The 17,730-nt window shown below is 71.2% G+C and carries 11 protein-coding genes and 1 tRNA gene; 8 read left to right on the forward strand and 4 right to left on the reverse strand.

Going from position 1 to position 17,730, the window contains the following annotated elements:
* Nucleotides 1-197 precede the first annotated feature (197 nt).
* Both gltB and ABZ354_RS05240 read left to right on the forward strand, forming a co-directional pair.
* On the forward strand, nucleotides 198-4,841 hold the full coding sequence (gltB, locus tag ABZ354_RS05235) for a glutamate synthase large subunit (protein ID WP_358653096.1): 4,644 nt from the start codon (nucleotides 198-200) through the stop codon (nucleotides 4,839-4,841).
* Nucleotides 4,834-6,294: a glutamate synthase subunit beta gene (locus ABZ354_RS05240; protein ID WP_358653098.1), complete on the forward strand. Its 1,461-nt coding sequence runs from the start codon at nucleotides 4,834-4,836 to the stop codon at nucleotides 6,292-6,294. Before gltB ends, ABZ354_RS05240 begins: the two co-directional genes overlap by 8 nt.
* A gap of 147 nt (nucleotides 6,295-6,441) precedes the next feature.
* On the opposite strand, the gene ABZ354_RS05245 is transcribed toward ABZ354_RS05240, so the two are convergent.
* Nucleotides 6,442-7,350, reverse strand: coding sequence for a chitosanase (locus ABZ354_RS05245; RefSeq protein ID WP_358653100.1), 909 nt, complete (start codon nucleotides 7,348-7,350; stop codon nucleotides 6,442-6,444).
* Nucleotides 7,347-8,276, reverse strand: coding sequence for a rhomboid family intramembrane serine protease (locus ABZ354_RS05250; protein ID WP_358653102.1), 930 nt, complete (start codon nucleotides 8,274-8,276; stop codon nucleotides 7,347-7,349). Before ABZ354_RS05250 ends, ABZ354_RS05245 begins: the two co-directional genes overlap by 4 nt.
* A gap of 309 nt (nucleotides 8,277-8,585) precedes the next feature.
* Here ABZ354_RS05250 and ABZ354_RS05255 point away from each other — a divergent pair, with 309 nt between their 5' ends.
* The 3 genes from ABZ354_RS05255 to pepN all read left to right on the forward strand — a co-directional run bounded on the left by ABZ354_RS05255 (nucleotide 8,586) and on the right by pepN (nucleotide 12,203).
* A complete protein-coding gene (locus ABZ354_RS05255; protein WP_358653104.1) occupies nucleotides 8,586-8,927 on the forward strand; it encodes a chorismate mutase in 342 nt (113 codons plus the stop codon).
* A 145-nt stretch (nucleotides 8,928-9,072) separates the two neighbouring features.
* Nucleotides 9,073-9,654: a response regulator gene (locus ABZ354_RS05260; RefSeq protein WP_358653106.1), complete on the forward strand. Its 582-nt coding sequence runs from the start codon at nucleotides 9,073-9,075 to the stop codon at nucleotides 9,652-9,654.
* Nucleotides 9,655-9,710: 56 nt separating this feature from the next.
* Entirely contained in the window at nucleotides 9,711-12,203 is a 2,493-nt protein-coding gene (pepN, locus tag ABZ354_RS05265; protein ID WP_358653108.1) for an aminopeptidase N, read from the forward strand.
* Between the two features lie 103 nt (nucleotides 12,204-12,306).
* On the opposite strand, the gene ABZ354_RS05270 is transcribed toward pepN, so the two are convergent.
* Nucleotides 12,307-14,100: a 5'-nucleotidase C-terminal domain-containing protein gene (locus ABZ354_RS05270; RefSeq protein ID WP_358653110.1), complete on the reverse strand. Its 1,794-nt coding sequence runs from the start codon at nucleotides 14,098-14,100 to the stop codon at nucleotides 12,307-12,309.
* A gap of 147 nt (nucleotides 14,101-14,247) precedes the next feature.
* On the opposite strand from ABZ354_RS05270, the gene ABZ354_RS05275 reads away from it, so the two are divergent.
* Both ABZ354_RS05275 and pyk read left to right on the forward strand, forming a co-directional pair.
* Nucleotides 14,248-14,970, forward strand: a complete 723-nt coding sequence (locus tag ABZ354_RS05275) for an SIMPL domain-containing protein (RefSeq protein WP_358653112.1) — start codon at nucleotides 14,248-14,250, stop codon at nucleotides 14,968-14,970.
* 237 nt (nucleotides 14,971-15,207) lie between these two features.
* Nucleotides 15,208-16,644 (forward strand): pyruvate kinase, encoded by a 1,437-nt coding sequence (gene pyk, locus ABZ354_RS05280; protein WP_358653114.1) that lies wholly within the window; start codon nucleotides 15,208-15,210, stop codon nucleotides 16,642-16,644.
* 86 nt (nucleotides 16,645-16,730) lie between these two features.
* Here the strand turns inward: pyk and ABZ354_RS05285 are convergent.
* Nucleotides 16,731-16,805 (reverse strand) — tRNA-Leu (locus ABZ354_RS05285).
* 145 nt (nucleotides 16,806-16,950) lie between these two features.
* On the opposite strand from ABZ354_RS05285, the gene ABZ354_RS05290 reads away from it, so the two are divergent.
* Entirely contained in the window at nucleotides 16,951-17,565 is a 615-nt protein-coding gene (locus ABZ354_RS05290; protein ID WP_358653176.1) for a response regulator, read from the forward strand.
* The last annotated feature ends 165 nt before the right edge of the window (nucleotides 17,566-17,730 follow it).

Here is a 17,730-nt window from a genome sequence, read left to right on the forward strand (position 1 = left end):
GACCCGGCCCCCACAGCCTCCGCCGACCGGCGCGGTACCCCCGCCGCGACCTCTCTGGTGTCCGCATGGTGGAACGACGTATCCGGTTTCCGAGAACCGCTCCATCATGTAACCTGCACGAAATTTTGCACTCAAGCAGAGGGCCAACGTCGTCCCTCGGCACGCGAACATGCCAGATGACGACGACGGGAGAGCCGATGCGTACGCCGCGCCAGCCGTCCCAGCACTCCGCGAATGGCCAGAACTGGTCCTTCATGGATGCTCGCCCTGCTGCGCAGGGTATGTACGACCCCCGCAACGAGCACGACGCCTGCGGCGTCGGCTTCGTCGCCACTCTCACCGGCGAGGCGTCCCATACGCTGGTCGATCAGGCCCTCACCGTGCTGCGCAACCTGGAGCACCGGGGCGCCACCGGCTCCGAGCCGGACTCCGGCGACGGCGCCGGCATCCTCTCCCAGGTGCCCGACGCGTTCTTCCGCGAGGTGGCCGGATTCGAGCTGCCCGAGCCCGGCGCGTACGCGGTCGGCATCGCCTTCCTGCCCGAGGGCTCCGCAGGCCCCGAAGGCGCCGGCGGCGCCCGGGGCCCGGTGGACGCCCTCACCACCGCCGTCTCACAGATCGAGACGATCGCCGCCGACGAGGGACTGACCGTCCTCGGCTGGCGCGAGGTCCCGGTCGCCCCCCAGTTGCTCGGCGCCACCGCCCGCTCCACGATGCCCGCCTTCCGGCAGATCTTCGTCTCCGACGGCGGCAGCAAGGGCATCGACCTCGACCGCAAGGCGCTGGTGCTGCGCAAGCGCGCCGAGCGCGAGGCCGGCGTGTACTTCCCGTCGCTCTCCGCGCGGACCATCGTCTACAAGGGCATGCTGACCACCGGCCAGCTGGAGCCCTTCTTCCCGGACCTGTCCGACCGCCGCTTCGCCTCCGCCATCGCGCTCGTGCACTCCCGGTTCTCCACGAACACCTTCCCGTCGTGGCCGCTCGCGCACCCGTACCGCTTCGTCGCGCACAACGGTGAGATCAACACCGTCAAGGGCAACCGCAACTGGATGGTCGCCCGCGAGTCGCAGCTCGTCTCGGACCTCCTCGGCTCCGACGACCGGGCCATCGAGCGGATCTTCCCGGTCTGCACGCCCGACGCCTCCGACTCCGCGTCCTTCGACGAGGTGCTCGAACTGCTGCACCTCGGCGGGCGTTCCCTGCCGCACTCCGTGCTGATGATGATTCCGGAGGCGTGGGAGAACCACGACTCCATGGACCCTGCCCGGCGCGCCTTCTACCAGTTCCACTCCAACCTGATGGAGCCCTGGGACGGCCCCGCCTGCGTCACCTTCACCGACGGCGTCCAGGTCGGCGCCGTACTCGACCGCAACGGTCTGCGCCCCGGCCGCTACTGGGTCACCGACGACGGCCTCGTCGTCCTCGGCTCCGAGGTCGGCGTCCTCGACATCGACCCGGCGAAGGTCGTCCGCAAGGGCCGCCTGCAGCCCGGCCGGATGTTCCTCGTGGACACCGCCGAGCACCGCATCATCGAGGACGACGAGATCAAGGCGCAGCTCGCCGCCGAGCAGCCGTACGCCGAATGGCTGGACGCCGGCGAGATCGAGCTGAGCGACCTGCCCGAGCGCGAGCACATCGTGCACACGCACGCCTCGGTCACCCGCCGCCAGCAGACCTTCGGCTACACCGAGGAGGAGCTGCGCGTCATCCTCGCGCCGATGGCCAAGGCCGCCGCCGAGCCGATCGGTTCGATGGGCACCGACTCGCCGATCGCCGCGCTGTCCGACCGTCCGCGGTTGCTGTTCGACTACTTCACGCAGCTGTTCGCGCAGGTCACCAACCCGCCGCTGGACGCCATCCGGGAAGAGCTGGTCACCTCCCTGCGGTCCTCGCTCGGCCCGCAGGGCAACCTGCTGGAGCCCGCCGCAGCGTCCTGCCGCTCCGTCGTGCTGCCCTTCCCGGTCATCGACAACGACGAGCTGGCCAAGCTCATCCACATCAACGCCGACGGCGACATGCCCGGCTTCAAGGCCGCCACGCTGTCCGGCCTGTACCGGGTGCACGGCGGCGGCGACGCGCTGGCCGCCCGCATCGAGGACATCTGCGCCGAGGCCGACGCCGCCATCGAGAACGGCGCCCGCCTCATCGTCCTGTCCGACCGGCACTCCGACGCCGAGCACGCGCCGATCCCGTCGCTGCTGCTGACCGCGGCCGTCCACCACCACCTCATCGGCACCAAGCAGCGCACCCAGGTGGGCCTGCTGGTCGAGGCCGGAGACGTGCGCGAGGTCCACCACGTCGCCCTGCTGATCGGCTACGGCGCCGCCGCGGTCAACCCGTACCTGGCGATGGAGTCCGTCGAGGACCTGGTCCGTGCAGGGACGTTCCTGCCCGGCATGGAACCCGAGCAGGCGATCCGCAACCTGATCTACGCCCTCGGCAAGGGCGTCCTGAAGGTCATGTCCAAGATGGGCATCTCGACCGTGGCCTCCTACCGCGGTGCGCAGGTCTTCGAGGCGGTCGGCCTGGACGACGCCTTCGTCACGAAGTACTTCAACGGCACCACCACCAAGATCGGCGGCGTCGGCATCGACGTCGTCGCCGAGGAGGTCGCCGCCCGGCACGCCAAGGCGTACCCCGCCTCGGGCATCGCCCCGGCACACCGCGCGCTGGACATCGGCGGCGAGTACCAGTGGCGCCGCGAGGGCGAGCCGCACCTGTTCGACCCGGAGACGGTCTTCCGCCTCCAGCACTCCACGCGCTCCGGCCGCTACGACATCTTCAAGAAGTACACCGACCGTGTGAACGAGCAGTCCGAGCGCCTCATGACACTGCGCGGCCTGTTCGGCTTCACGTCGGACCGGGAGCCGATCCCCGTCGAGGAGGTCGAGCCGGTCTCCGAGATCGTCAAGCGGTTCTCGACCGGCGCCATGTCGTACGGCTCCATCTCGCGGGAGGCGCACGAGACGCTCGCCATCGCCATGAACCAGCTGGGCGGCAAGTCCAACACCGGTGAGGGCGGGGAGGACCCGGATCGCCTGTACGACCCGGCGCGGCGGTCCAGCATCAAGCAGGTGGCCTCCGGCCGCTTCGGCGTGACCTCCGAGTACCTGGTCAACTCCGACGACATCCAGATCAAGATGGCCCAGGGCGCCAAGCCCGGCGAGGGCGGCCAGCTGCCCGGCCACAAGGTGTACCCGTGGGTGGCGAAGACCCGGCACTCGACGCCGGGCGTGGGCCTCATCTCCCCGCCGCCGCACCACGACATCTACTCCATCGAGGACCTGGCCCAGCTGATCCACGACCTGAAGAACGCGAACCCGCGGGCCCGGATCCACGTCAAGCTGGTCTCCGAGGTCGGTGTCGGCACGGTCGCCGCGGGTGTCTCCAAGGCGCACGCGGACGTCGTGCTCATCTCGGGCCACGACGGCGGTACGGGCGCCTCCCCGCTCACCTCGCTCAAGCACGCGGGCGGCCCCTGGGAGCTCGGCCTCGCCGAGACCCAGCAGACGCTGCTGCTCAACGGCCTGCGCGACCGGATCGTCGTCCAGACCGACGGCCAGCTGAAGACCGGCCGTGACGTCGTGATCGCCGCGCTGCTCGGCGCCGAGGAGTTCGGCTTCGCGACCGCGCCGCTGGTCGTGTCCGGCTGCGTCATGATGCGCGTCTGCCACCTGGACACCTGCCCGGTCGGCATCGCCACGCAGAACCCGGTGCTCAGGGAACGGTTCTCCGGCCAGGCCGAGTACATCGTCAACTTCTTCCGGTTCATCGCCGAGGAGGTCCGCGAGATCCTCGCCGAGCTGGGCTTCCGCTCCGTCGAGGAGGCCGTCGGCCACGCCGAGACCCTCGACGTCACGCGTGCCGTGGATCACTGGAAGGCGCAGGGCCTGGACCTTGCGCCGCTGTTCCACGTGCCCGAGCTGCCCGAGGGCGCGGTGCGCCACCAGGTGATCGCGCAGGACCACGGCCTGGAGAAGGCGCTCGACAACGAGCTGATCAGGCTCGCCGCCGACGCCCTGAACGCCGAGTCCGCCACCGGGGCGGCGCCGGTGCGCGCCCAGGTCGCCATCCGCAACATCAACCGCACGGTCGGCACCATGCTCGGTCACGAGGTGACGAAGAAGTTCGGCGGTGCGGGTCTGCCCGACGACACCGTCGACATCACCTTCACCGGTTCCGCCGGCCAGTCCTTCGGCGCCTTCGTGCCGCGCGGTGTCACGCTGCGCCTGGAGGGCGACGCCAACGACTACGTCGGCAAGGGCCTCTCCGGCGGACGGCTCGTCGTCCGCCCGGACCGCGGCGCCGACCACCTCGCCGAGTACAGCGTCATCGCCGGCAACACCATCGGCTACGGCGCGACCGGCGGCGAGATGTTCCTGCGTGGCAAGGTCGGCGAGCGGTTCTGCGTGCGCAACTCCGGTGCGCTGGTCGTCGCCGAGGGCGTGGGCGACCACGGCTGCGAGTACATGACCGGCGGCCGGGCGGTCGTCCTCGGCGAGACGGGCCGCAACTTCGCGGCCGGCATGTCGGGCGGCGTCGCGTACGTCATCGACCTCGACCGGGACCACGTCAACGCCGGCAACCTGGCCGCCGTCGAGGCGCTGGACGAGGCCGACCGGCAGTGGCTGCGCGACGTGATCCGCCGCCACCGGGAGGAGACCGGCTCGACCGTCGCCGAGAAGCTCCTGGCCGAGTGGGACACGGCCGCCGAACGCTTCAGCAAGATCATCCCCAGCACGTACAAGGCAGTGCTCGCCGCCAAGGACGCCGCCGAGCGAGCCGGGCTCTCCGAGTCCGACACCCACGAGAAGATGATGGAGGCGGCGATCAATGGCTGACCCGAAGGGCTTCCTGAACCACGGGCGCGAAGTCGCCACGTCCCGCCCGGTCGAAGAGCGCGTCAAGGACTGGAACGAGGTCTACGTCCCCGGCTCCCTGCTGCCGATCATCAGCAAGCAGGCCGGCCGCTGCATGGACTGCGGCATCCCGTTCTGCCACAACGGCTGCCCGCTCGGGAACCTCATCCCCGAGTGGAACGACTACGCCTACCGCGAGGACTGGTCGGCCGCGCAGGAGCGCCTGCACGCCACCAACAATTTCCCGGAGTTCACGGGCCGCCTGTGCCCGGCCCCGTGCGAGTCGGCATGCGTGCTCGGCATCAACCAGCCGCCGGTGACGATCAAGAACGTCGAGGTCTCCATCATCGACAAGGCGTGGGAGACCGGGGACGTCGCCGCGCAGATCCCCGAGCGCCTGTCGGGCAAGACCGTCGCCGTCGTCGGCTCGGGCCCGGCCGGTCTGGCCGCCGCGCAGCAGCTGACCCGGGCCGGCCACACGGTCGCCGTCTACGAGCGCGCGGACCGCGTCGGCGGCCTCCTGCGGTACGGCATCCCCGAGTTCAAGATGGAGAAGCGGCACATCAACCGCCGTATCGAGCAGATGCGCGCGGAGGGCACCCGGTTTCGCACCGGCGTCGAGATCGGCCGCGACCTGACGTCGACCGACCTGAAGAAGCGGTACGACGCGGTCGTCCTGGCCGTCGGCGCCACCACCGCCCGCGACCTGCCGGTCCCCGGCCGCGAGCTCCACGGCATCCACCAGGCCATGGAGTACCTGCCGCTGGCCAACAAGGTGCAGGAGGGCGACTTCGTGGCGCCCCCGATCACCGCCGAGGGCAAGCACGTCGTGGTCATCGGCGGCGGCGACACCGGCGCGGACTGCGTGGGCACCGCCCACCGCCAGGGCGCGGCGTCCGTCACGCAGCTGGAGATCATGCCGAGGCCGGGCGAGGAGCGCGGCGCGCACCAGCCGTGGCCGACCTTCCCGATGCTGTACAAGGTCACCTCCGCGCACGAGGAGGGCGGCGAGCGCGTCTACTCCGTGTCCACCACCCACTTCGAGGGCGACGAGGACGGCAACGTCCAGTGGCTGCACCTGACCGAAGTGGAGTTCTCCGACGGCGGGCTCCACCAGAAGCCGGGCACGGAGCGCAGGATCCCCGCCCAGCTGGTCACGCTGGCGATGGGCTTCACCGGCACCGACCGCGAGAACGGCCTCGTGGACCAGTTCGGCCTGGAGCTGGACGAGCGGGGTAACATCGCCCGCGACGCCGACTACCACACCAACGTGCCGGGCGTGTTCGTCGCCGGTGACGCCGGCCGCGGACAGTCCCTCATCGTGTGGGCGATCGCGGAGGGCCGCTCCGCCGCCCGCGGCGTCGACCGCTTCCTGACCGGCGCCAGCGACCTGCCGGCCCCGATCCGTCCGACGGACCGCGCCCTCATGGCGTGACACGCCGGATCACAAAGGTGACCTGACGGTCATTCATAAAGCGTCCCGTACAAAGGCGTACGGAACACTGGCGGCGTCTGCCTCACTGTCCCCGACCGGACGACATGGCAGGCGCCGCCGCATGTGCCCGCACGCCCCGGCGGGGCCTCACCGGGGAACCCGGTACGTCTCCCCGTACACCGCCCACGTCAGCGGCGTGGCCAGTCTCAGGTTGCCCTCGCGCAGGAAGCGGCGCTGGGCCGTGTCGACGCGGGACGTGTCGGCGTCCGGTCGCTTCGCCAGCATGGCGGCCCGGCGCACGTCGAGGAACGCCGTCAGGAAGGCCTTCTCGTCGCCGCCCTCGTCCGGCGTCCTGGCCCTGGTCAGGGCCTTCTCGCGCAGGCCGTAGAAGCCGTCCGGACGGGCGTCGGGGCCGTGGAGGACCATCGCGTCGTAGTACGCGAACTGGCCGAGCGTGCCCAGGCCGTCGAGCTTGGCCATGCGCACCGCCGGATCGAAGTAGACCCGGTCGCGCTCCGCCTCCTGCGCCGCGCGGAACGCCGGCTTCGCCGACTCGGCACGCCACGCGTCCGTGAAGCCCGGGTCGAGGCCCTCGTGGGAGTCCGTGCCGTCCACCTCGCGCAGCGCGGGCAGGTACGCGGCCAGGCCGTTGTCCGGGTGCTTCCTCGTGTAGCGCTCCACGAGGGTCAGCAGGTCGTGGGTGCCGGTGCAGAAGCCGACGACGCCCGCCGTGTAGCCCTCGCCGTCGCCGAGGTCCTCGATCGAGCCGTACGTCTCGCGCCAGCGCAGCGTGGAGTTCTCGGCGCTCGCCAGGATCTGCTGGGCGAGTTCCTTCTTCGCCGGACCGGCCAGGCCGGGCGGCCTGCTCGCGACGAGCGCGTCGTCCTTGGCCCGCTCCGACTCGGCGCGTTCCTTGGCGGCCTCGCGGGCATCGGGCGAGGCCGACACGGCCGGGCCCGCGGGCGCCCCACCGGACTCGCCCGGCCCCAGCACGTAGACCACCGCGGTCGCGACGACGGGGACCGCCGCCAGCCACAGCACACCCGGGCGCCTCACGGGGCGACACCTCCACCGGTCAGATCCGTCACCCCGGCCACCGTCAGGACCGCCAGCAGCGCCAGCAGCCCCAGGCAGGCCCCCGCCTGCACCGGCACCCGGCGCCGGTCCCGGGGCGCGTAGGCATACGCCAGCGCCACCGCGCCGCCCACCAGCAGCCCGCCGACGTGCGCCTGCCAGGACGCCCAGCGGGCCGAGAGGAGCAGCCACAGCAGCAGGAACGCCATGGACCGGTTGACGGCCGCCATGTCGGCACCGACACGACGGGCCACCACGTAGTACGCCGCGCCCACGCCGAAGAGCGCGCCCGAGGCACCGACCGTGCTCTGCCCGGCGTCGGTGGCGAGCAGCACCAGCACCGAACCGCCGAGCGCCGACATCAGATACAGGGCCAGGTACCGGACCCGGCCCAGCTGGACCTCCACGACCCGGCCGAGCTGCCACAGCGCGAGCATGTTCATCACGATGTGCGCGATCCCGAACGTGCCCTCGGCCGGCTCCAGGTGCAGGAACGCGCCGGTGAGCATCCGGTACCACTCACCCGCGACGACACCCTGGGCGTCGAAGTCCGCCGAGTACTCGGGCTGGAACACGTAGAAGCCGCCGTCCGGGCCGGCCAGCCGGGCGCCCACCATCGCGAAGCGGTCCACGAGCTCCGGCCGCACCGTCTCGGCCAGGTAGGCGAGGACGTTCAGCGCGATGAGCGCGTACGTCGCGACGGGCACCGCCGTGATGCGGCCGCCGACCAGGGTGCGCGCCTGCCGCACCGACCGCGCGCCCTGCCTGACGCACTCCGGGCACTGGTGGCCGACCGCCGCCTCGCGCATGCAGCCGGGGCAGATGAACCGCTCGCAGCGCGTGCAGCGGACGTAGCACTCCACCTCGGGGTGGCGGTAGCAGGTGGTGACGGTGGACTCGGGATCCACGGGCCGGCTCCTCGCAGGGCTGGGACGGACGGTGAGCCGGTGGGGTCGGCGGCGAACAAGGTAACGAACACTCAGGGACAAAGGGTAAGCCGGGGCCGCCCCGACGGCGTACGAGCTTCCCGCCCGGCCGACGGACACCCGCCGGGGGAACCGTCGGGACGTGGCCGACGCCCGGTCCCCGGGAACCGTCCCCCCGGCCGACCGCCTGCTCGGGGTGCCGGCCTGCGCGTACCCGTCCCGGCGGTGCCCGTCCCGTACGGTGCTGACCGCCGCGCGCCCCGGGCCCGGCGAGTCGTACGCTGAACCACCATGACCACCAGCCACACCGGCGCCGCCGGCCCCGCCGTCCGTGCGGAACTCGACCGGCTGCGCGAGAGCATCGACAACATCGACGCGGCCGTCGTCCACATGCTCGCCGAGCGCTTCAAGTGCACCCAGCAGGTCGGCCACCTCAAGGCCGCCCACCGGCTGCCGCCCGCCGACCCCGGCCGTGAGGCCCGCCAGATCGCCCGGCTGCGCGCCCTCGCCGAGGACGCAAGACTCGACCCGGCCTTCGCCGAGAAGTTCCTGAACTTCATCATCGGCGAGGTCATCCGCCACCACGAGCGCATCGCCGAGGACGCCGAGAAGAGCACCCCGGCGGCCGACTGACCTCGGCAGACGTCCTGGGGAGTGACAAGACGGCCGACAAGGTGCATTCTGCTGTGCACTCCATGTCAGCTGACGAGCACAACCCGTCAGCCTCGGGCCCAAACTGGTCGCCCATCCGGCTGCCAGGAGGGAGGGACGTCGGGCCATGCCGTCGGATACCGGAATCCTCATCGTCGACGACCGCGAGGACACCCTGTTCGCGCTGGAGAACGCCCTGGCCCCGCTGGGCTACCGGCTCAGCCGGGCCGCCGGCGGCGAAGAAGCGCTCAAGCAGCTGCTGCGCGGCCGTGTCGGCCTGGTCCTGCTGGACGTGCGCATGCCCGGCATCAGCGGCCTCGACGTGGTGCGCTACATGCGGCTCAGGGAACAGACCCGGAGCATCCCCGTCGTCCTGCTCACCGGCTTCGGGCGGGACCACGCCCTGGCCGCCGCCGCCCACGGACTCCACGTCGCCGACATCGTCAGCAAGCCCGTCGACCCGGCGGGCCTGCGCACCAAGATCCGCTACCTCTTCGACGCGCACCAGCGCCAGCTCGCCCTCCAGGACGAAGTGAGCGAACTGCGCGCCCTGCTCGCCGCCCCGTCCGGCCCCGCCGCGCTCCTGCCGAGGCCCGCCGCCCGGTCACACCCCGACACCCTGGTGGTTCCGCAGCGGACCGGTGGCCGTGACCGCGCAGGGGAGCTGGGCAGGGAGCACACCGGGGAACTGGAGAGCGACCGGACATAGTCCGTGAACCGGTCCGCCCCTGTGCCGCGACCACGCCATCAGGCAGCATGTCGTTCATGTCCGTACTGACGCGCGACGAAGCGCAGACCCGTGCCAGGCTCCTCGACGTCCACCGCTACACGATCGAACTCGATCTGACGACCGGCGACGAGACCTTCGACTCCCGCACCACGATCCGGTTCACCGTCCGCGAGGACGAGGCCGGCACGGACACCTTCGTCGAGGTCAAGCCCGCCGAGCTGCGCACCGTCACCCTCGACGGACAGCCCCTCGACCCGGACACCCTGGACGGCAACCGGCTGCCGCTGAAGAACCTCACCCCCGGCGAGCACGACCTGCGCGTCGACGCCGTCATGCGGTACTCCCGCACCGGCGAGGGCATGCACCGCTTCACCGACCCCTCCGACGGCGAGACCTACGTCTACACCCAGATGTTCCTGGACGACGTGCAGCGCGTCTTCGCCGCCTTCGACCAGCCCGACCTCAAGGCCGTCTTCGACCTTGCCGTCACGGTCCCCGAGAGCTGGACCGTCCTCGCCAACGGCATCACCGAACACCTCGGCCACGGCCGCTGGCGGGCCGCCCCCACCCCGCTCATCGCCACCTACCTGGTCGCCGTCGCCGCGGGCCCCTGGCACTCGGTCCGCGCCGAACACCGCGGCCTGCCCCTCGGCCTGCACTGCCGACGCTCCCTCGCCCCCCACCTCGACGTGGACGCCGGCGAACTCCTCGACATCACCCGGCAGTGCTACGACCGCTACCACGAGAAGTTCGAGGAGCCCTATCCCTTCGACTCCTACGACCAGGCGTTCGTCCCCGAGTTCAACGCCGGCGCCATGGAGAACCCCGGACTCGTCACCTTCCGCGACGACTTCGTCTTCCGGTCCGCCGTCACCGACACCGAACGCCAGACGCGCGCGATGGTCGTCGCCCACGAGATGGCCCACATGTGGTTCGGCGACCTCGTTACCCTGCGCTGGTGGGACGACATCTGGCTCAACGAGTCCTTCGCCGAGTACATGGGCTACCAGACCCTCACCGAGGCCACCCGCTTCACCGGCACCTGGACCGACTTCGGCGTCGAGCGCAAGGCCTGGGGCTACGACGCCGACCAGCGCCCCTCCACCCACCCCGTCGCCCCCGGGAACGTCGACGACACCGCCGCCGCCCTCCTCAACTTCGACGGCATCTCCTACGCCAAGGGCGCCTCCGCGCTGCGCCAGCTCGTCGCCTGGCTCGGCGAGAAGGACTTCCTCGCCGGCATCAACACCCACTTCGCCCGCCACAGGTTCGGCAACGCCGGCCTCGCCGACTTCCTCGACTCCCTCGCCGCCGCCACCGAACGCGACGTCCACGCCTGGGCCGACGCCTGGCTGCGCACCACCGGCGTCGACACTCTCACCTCCCGCGTCACGCCCGCCGGCGCCGGCACCGTCACCCTCACCGTCGACCACACCGGCAGCCGCCCGCACCGCGTCGCCGCGGGCCTCTACGACCGCGACCTCACCGACCACGGCCGGCTCGCCCTGCGCCGCCGCCTCGACCTCGACGTCCCGCAGACCGAACCCCTGCCCATCGGCAAGCGCCCCGCGCTGCTCGTCCTCAACGACGGCGACCTCACCTACGCCAAGGTCCGCTTCGACCCCGACTCCTCCACCACCGTCCACAGCGCCCTCGCCGGCGTGCCCGACCCGCTCACCCGCGCCGTCGTCTGGAACGCGCTGCGAGACGCCGTCCGCGACGGCGAACTGGCGCCCACCGCCTACCTGGAGACCGCCCGCGCCCACCTCCCGCACGAAACCGACCTCGCCCTCGTCCAGGGCGTCCTCGCCTTCGCGGCCGGCCAGATCGCCGACCGCTACCTCGCCCCCGAGCAGCGGCCCGCCGCCCTCGCCACCCTCACCGAACTGTGCCGCGACCTCATCCGCCGCACCGAGGACGGCGACCACCCCGGCCTGCGCCTGATCGCCGTACGCCACCGCATCGACACCGCCGCCCACCCCGACACCATCGCCGCCTGGCTCGCCGACGGCATCGTGCCCGGCGGCCCCGAACTCGACGCCGCACTGCGCTGGCGCATCCTCGTCCGGCTCGCCGTCCTCGGCGCCACCGACGAGGCCGCCATCGCCGCCGAACGGGAACGCGACCCGAGCGCCACCGGCCGGGAGGGCGCCGCCCGCTGCCGCGCCGCACTGCCCGACGACGAGGCGAAGGCCCGCGCCTGGCAGGCCATGTTCGCCTCCGACGACCTGTCCAACTACCTGTTCACGGCCACCGCCAAGGGCTTCTGGCAGCCCGAACAGGCCGACCTGGTCCGCGCCTACGTGCCCCGCTACTACGAGGACGTGGTCGGCGTCGCCGCCCGCCGCGGCCCCGCCATCGCCGTGGCCGCCGGCCGCTGGGCCTTCCCCGCCCACGCCGTCGACACCGAGACCCTGCGGCTGGGCGAGCAGTGCCTCGCCGGCGACGGACCCACCCCGGCCCTGCGCCGCCAGCTCGCCGACCAACTGGACGACCTGGCCCGCGCGTTGCGCGTACGGCGGGCATAGCGGGACAACGGGCCGCGACACCATGCGGTCCCGCCCGCGGGGGGAAGCCGAACGGCTCACCCCCGCGGACGGGACCCGTCCGGCTCCGCACCGGGCCCGGGCGCTAGAACACCGGCGTGCCGTCCCGCGTCAGCCGCCAGTCCGCCGACGCGAAGTCCTTCGGGTCCAGCACACCCTTCGCGGTCACCCACTCCGCGATCCGGGTGCGGATCTCCGTGGACTCCGCCCACACCTCCTTCGCCGACGCCACGTGCGGGAACGCGCCGCCGCCGTTCGCCCGGTAGTTGTTCACCGCGAACACGAACTCCTGCCCGTCGGCCAGCGGGACACCGCCGTACGTCAGGTTCCTGATCCGCGAACCGGCCGGCTGCGCGACGTCGATGTCGTACGACAGACCCGACACGTAGTCGTAGTTGTAGTCCGGCCGGCCGTTCGCGTTCGTCAGCTTCGCCACGTCGACCGGCTCGTTCGGCGCGGTCTGCGCGAAGTACTCCGCCGAGAACTCCAGGTACGCGCGCACCTGGGCGCCCGTCATCACCTTCGCGACCAGCGTGTTGTCGTACACGTACAGGCTCGACAGGTCCCGGATCGTCACATCGCCCGCGGGGATCTGCGACGTCCGCGAGAACGGCGAAGCCTGCGACAGCACGGGCAGCGAGGCGTACTCGGTGCCCGCCAGCGCCGCCTTGACCACGTCCTCCTGGACCTTTGTGATCAGGTCGATGATCGGCGCGTCCTTGTACCGCGCGTCGACCGTCGTCAGCGTCGCCGTCGCGGTGCCGACCACCTGGTTGACGTACTCCACGACCGCCGCGTGCTCGTCGTCCAGCAGCGCGGAGATCGCCGGGTCCTCGGCCACCGTGTTCGTGTTCCGCAGCGACGCGGCGACCGACTCGACCTCCCAGCGGCCCTTCGAGAACACCAGCTCGATGTCGAACAGGGTCAGCCGCTCCGCGTAGCACAGCGGCTCCGACAGCACGACCGTCTTCCCGGTCCGCTCGTTGACGACCTTCAGCTCGGGAATCTCCAGGTGCGCGTGCCCGACCAGGATCGCGTCGATCCCCGGCACCTGCTTGGCGACATTGGCCGCGGCGTTCTCCACGTGCGGCAGCTGGTCACCGTACGACGACGTGCCCGACGAACCCGAGTGCGCCGACACGACGACCACGTCCGCGCCCATCGACCGCAGCTTCGGCACCCACTTCGCGGCCTGCTCCTCGAGCCCGGGGAACTCCAGCCTGCCCTGCACGTAGGCCTTGTCCCAGATCGCGATGCCCGGGTTCGTCAGCCCCAGCACCGCCACCTTCACCGGCGGAGCCCCCGGCACCCGGAACGTCTTCATGAAGTACGGCGGGAAGGCCGGCTTCTGCGTCTTCACGTCCACCGCGTTGGCGCCCAGCAGCGGGAAGTCGCACTGCTCCTCGAACTTGCGCAGCGTCTCGATGCCGTAGTTGAACTCGTGGTTGCCGAGCGCGACCGCGTCGTACCCGATCGCGTTCATCGCCTGCGCCATCGGGTGCACCGGCCCGCCCTCGGCGGTGATCGGGTCGACCTTCGCGTAGTAGTACGTCAGCGGCGTGCCCTGAATCGTGTCGCCCGCGTCGAGCAGCAGCGTGTTGCGCCGGCCCCGCTCCGCGCGGATCTGGTTCACCAGCGTCGACACCCGGGCCAGGCCCTGCGCGTTCCCCTGGGCGTCCGCGTACTCCGCGTCCTTGAAGTAGTCCCAGTTGAAGACGTGCCCGTGCAGGTCGGTCGTGCCCATGACGGTCAGCGAGTACCGCTTGCGGCGCGGCGCCGCGGAAGCCCCGGCGGCCGGAACCCCCGCCGCACCCGCCAGCGCCACCCCCGCCCCGGTCACAGCGGACTTCTTCAGGAACTTGCGGCGATTCAGGGGCATGTGGTTCTCCTCGGGGACAATCGACAACGCGCGTAGATTCTGACTCGCACACGGCAGGCCGCAACAGGCCTGGCAGGTTTCGATCCGGTGACCACAGCACGGCCGCACCGGGGCCACCACCGCCGAAGGGGTGACAGAGTGGGACGTATGTCTACTCCTGACACCCCGTCCGGCGCCCCGACGCCCCCCACCGTCCCGTACGGCACCCCCGACGCGCCGCGCATCGCCGTCCGCGGCGCGGCCCACCTGGAGGTCGACCCCGACCTCGCGCGCATCGCGATCACCGTCCAGGCCCGTGGCCGCGACCGCCGTGCCACCCTCGACGACCTCACCCGCCGCAACGCCACCGTCCTCGACCTGGTGAAATCCTGCGGCGACGCCGTGGAGCGCCTCGAGACCGGAGCCTTCACGATCACCCCCGAACCGGCCAGGCACGGTCGCGGCGAACGCGTCCGCACCCACCACGGCACCGTCCACCTCATCGCCGAACTCACCGACTTCACCGCCCTGGGCGAACTCACCACCCGTCTCGCCGACCTCGACCTCACCCGTGTCGACGGCCCCTGGTGGACGCTGCGTCCCGACTCGCCCGCCCACCGGCAGGCCCGGCAGCAGGCCGTTCGCGAGGCCGTGCAGCGCGCCCGCGAGTACGCCGAGGCCCTCGGCACCACCCTCACCGCCCTGATCGAACTCGCCGACACCGGCACCGACGCGCCCGCGCCCCGCCCTCCGTCCGGCCGCACCCGCTCCATGTCGTTCGCCGCGGCCGCCGAGGACGCCGGACCCGGACCCCTCGACCTGGAACCTCAGCGCCAGCACGTCCACGCTGAGGTCGACGCCCGCTTCACCATGGCTCCACCGGTCCTGTGAGGAAACGCTGGAGGGGGCGGGTAATCGCGCAATCAAGAACTCGCCCGTTCCGGCAATTCGCCGCGCGAAATGTCTGCACGAGAAGGCCGCCTTCGCGTTCCGCCGAAGAAGACGGGAATGCTCATCGGAGCGTCTCCCCGCACCTTTCGTCAGTGGGCAACTGCCCTTTGCATCAGGCTCGTTGGACAGTCGGACACCGTCCATGGCCTACCCATCGGTAAGGCCTAGGGTCGTTTCATGCGCCGAGCGAAAATCGTCTGTACCCTGGGCCCCGCCACCGACTCCTACGACCAGATCAAGGCTCTGGTCGAGGCCGGAATGGACGTAGCCCGCTTCAATCTCAGCCACGGCGACCACGCGGAGCACGAGGAGCGCTGCCGACGGGTCCGCAGGGCCGCCGGCGAGTGCGGCCGGAGCGTCGGCCTCCTCGCCGACCTCCAGGGACCGAAGATCAGACTCGGCCGATTCGCCGAAGGCCCCGTCCTGCTGGAGCGGGGCGACACCTTCACCATCACCGTCGAGGACGACGCCGAGGGCGACGGCCACGGCTGCGGCACCACCTACCCGGGCCTCGCCGACGACGTCGCCCCCGGCGAACGCGTCCTCGTCGACGACGGCAAGGTGTGTCTGCAGGTCACCGCCGTCGACGGCCCCCGCGTCCGCACCACGGTGATCGAGGGCGGCATGGTCTCCGACCACAAGGGCCTCAACCTCCCCGGCGTCGCCGTCTCCGTCCCCGCCCTCTCCGACAAGGACGAGGCCGACCTGCGCTGGGCCCTGCGCACCGGTTTCGACATCGTCGCGCTCTCCTTCGTGCGCAGTGGGCACGACATCAAGGACGTCCACCGCATCATGGACGAGGAGGGCCGCCGTCTCCCCGTCATCGCCAAGGTCGAGAAGCCGCAGGCGGTCGACAACCTCGAGGAGATCGTCGCCGCCTTCGACGGCATCATGGTGGCCCGCGGCGACCTGGGCGTCGAAATGCCCCTGGAACAGGTGCCCATCGTCCAGAAGCGCGCGGTCAAACTGGCGAGGCGGAACGCCAAGCCGGCCATCGTCGCCACCCAGATGCTCGACTCGATGATCGACAACTCCCGTCCCACCAGGGCCGAGGCCAGCGACGTGGCGAACGCGGTCCTCGACGGCGCGGACGCGGTGATGCTGTCCGGCGAGACCAGCGTCGGCAAGCACGTCGTGGAAACCGTCCGCACCATGGCGCGCATCGTCGAGGCCGCCGAGGAGGACATGCTCGCCAAGGGCCTGCCGCCCCTGACCGAGCGCAGCAAGCCCCGCACGCAGGCCGGAGCCGTGGCCCGTGCCGCCGCGGAGATGGGCGACTTCCTCGGAGCCAGGTTCCTGGTGGCCTTCACGCAGTCCGGCGACACCGCCCGCCGGCTGTCCCGCTACCGTTCCCCGATCCCCGTCCTGGCCTTCACCCCGGACCCGGCCACCCGCTCCCAACTCAGCCTCACCTGGGGTGTGGAGACCTTCCTCGGCCCGCGGGTGGATTCCACGGACGCGATGGTCGACCAGGTCGACGAACTCCTCTCGGAATACGCCCGCTGCCGGAAGGGCGACACGGTCGTCATCACGGCGGGCTCGCCTCCCGGTATGCCGGGCACGACGAACCTGGTGCATGTGCATCACATGGGCGAGGGCCGCGGTTCCGCATAGCGGGAAACCAAAAGGGGCCCCTCGGAAGAGGGGCCCTCTGCGGGGTATTCACCCATTGAGTGGTGACCTTGGAATCGCAGGAAAAGTGCCCCGGGTCGGACTCGAACCGACACTGTACGGGTTTTGAATCCGTTGCCTGCTGCCAATTGGGCTACCGGGGCTCGAGGAATCCAAGGTTTCCCGGGACCCTCCGCGCGTCCACCTTACCGTAGCTAGGTAGGCTCTTGTCAGCAGTACCCCTGCCCCGAACGAGGAGCCCCCGTGACCCCCGAGTCGCCCCAGCCCGTAGACGTGCCCGACGACGACATGTCGCACGTTCCTCCGGTGACGACCCGAGTCGTCATCGCTGAGGACGAGGCGCTGATCCGGCTCGACCTGAAAGAAATGCTGGAGGAAGAGGGGTACGCCGTCGTCGCCGAGGCCGGTGACGGGGAGCGGGCCGTCGAGCTCGCCCGGGAGCACAAGCCGGATCTGGTGATCCTGGACGTGAAGATGCCCAAGCTCGACGGCATCTCCGCGGCCGAGAAGATCACCGCGGAGTCCATCGCACCGGTGCTCATGCTGACCGCCTTCTCGCAGCGCGACCTCGTGGAGCGGGCGCGGGACGCCGGGGCCATGGCGTATCTGGTGAAGCCGTTCAGCAAGAGCGACGTCGTGCCCGCGATCGAGATGGCCGTCTCCCGTTACACGCAGTTGAAGGAGCTGGAGAAGGAGGTCGCCGACCTCTCCCAGCGGCTGGAGACCCGCAAGCTGGTCGACCGGGCGAAGTCGATCCTGCAGACGGAGTACGGCCTGACGGAGCCGGCGGCCTTCCGCTGGATCCAGAAGACGTCGATGGACCGCCGGATGTCGATGCAGCAGGTCGCCGAGGCGGTCATCCAGGACAGCGAGGAGAAGAAGTCCTCGAAGTCGGGGGACTAGCCAGCTGGCCGCAGGTCCCCGGCCGGCCGTCACCGGCCCCGCGGACTCCGGCTGTCCGCCCCGCACGACGACGCGGCCCGCGCCCCCGTCCTCTTCCCCATGGAGGAAAAGTACCCGCCGCCACTGACAATCGGGGGCGGCCGCGGGCCGGTCAGTTGCCGGGGC

The sequence above is a fragment of the Streptomyces sp. NPDC005925 genome (genome assembly GCF_040638805.1).
Lineage (GTDB): Bacteria > Actinomycetota > Actinomycetes > Streptomycetales > Streptomycetaceae > Streptomyces.

Coding starts and splice junctions, on each gene's coding strand:
- ABZ354_RS05255 (WP_358653104.1), top strand. CDS start 8,586: ATGACCACCAGCCACACCGGCGCCGCCGGCCCCGCCGTCCGTGCGGAA.
- ABZ354_RS05260 (WP_358653106.1), top strand. CDS start 9,073: ATGCCGTCGGATACCGGAATCCTCATCGTCGACGACCGCGAGGACACC.
- pepN (WP_358653108.1), top strand. CDS start 9,711: ATGTCCGTACTGACGCGCGACGAAGCGCAGACCCGTGCCAGGCTCCTC.
- ABZ354_RS05240 (WP_358653098.1), top strand. CDS start 4,834: ATGGCTGACCCGAAGGGCTTCCTGAACCACGGGCGCGAAGTCGCCACG.
- ABZ354_RS05275 (WP_358653112.1), top strand. CDS start 14,248: ATGTCTACTCCTGACACCCCGTCCGGCGCCCCGACGCCCCCCACCGTC.
- ABZ354_RS05290 (WP_358653176.1), top strand. CDS start 16,951: ATGTCGCACGTTCCTCCGGTGACGACCCGAGTCGTCATCGCTGAGGAC.
- ABZ354_RS05270 (WP_358653110.1), bottom strand. CDS start 14,100: ATGCCCCTGAATCGCCGCAAGTTCCTGAAGAAGTCCGCTGTGACCGGG.
- gltB (WP_358653096.1), top strand. CDS start 198: ATGCGTACGCCGCGCCAGCCGTCCCAGCACTCCGCGAATGGCCAGAAC.
- pyk (WP_358653114.1), top strand. CDS start 15,208: ATGCGCCGAGCGAAAATCGTCTGTACCCTGGGCCCCGCCACCGACTCC.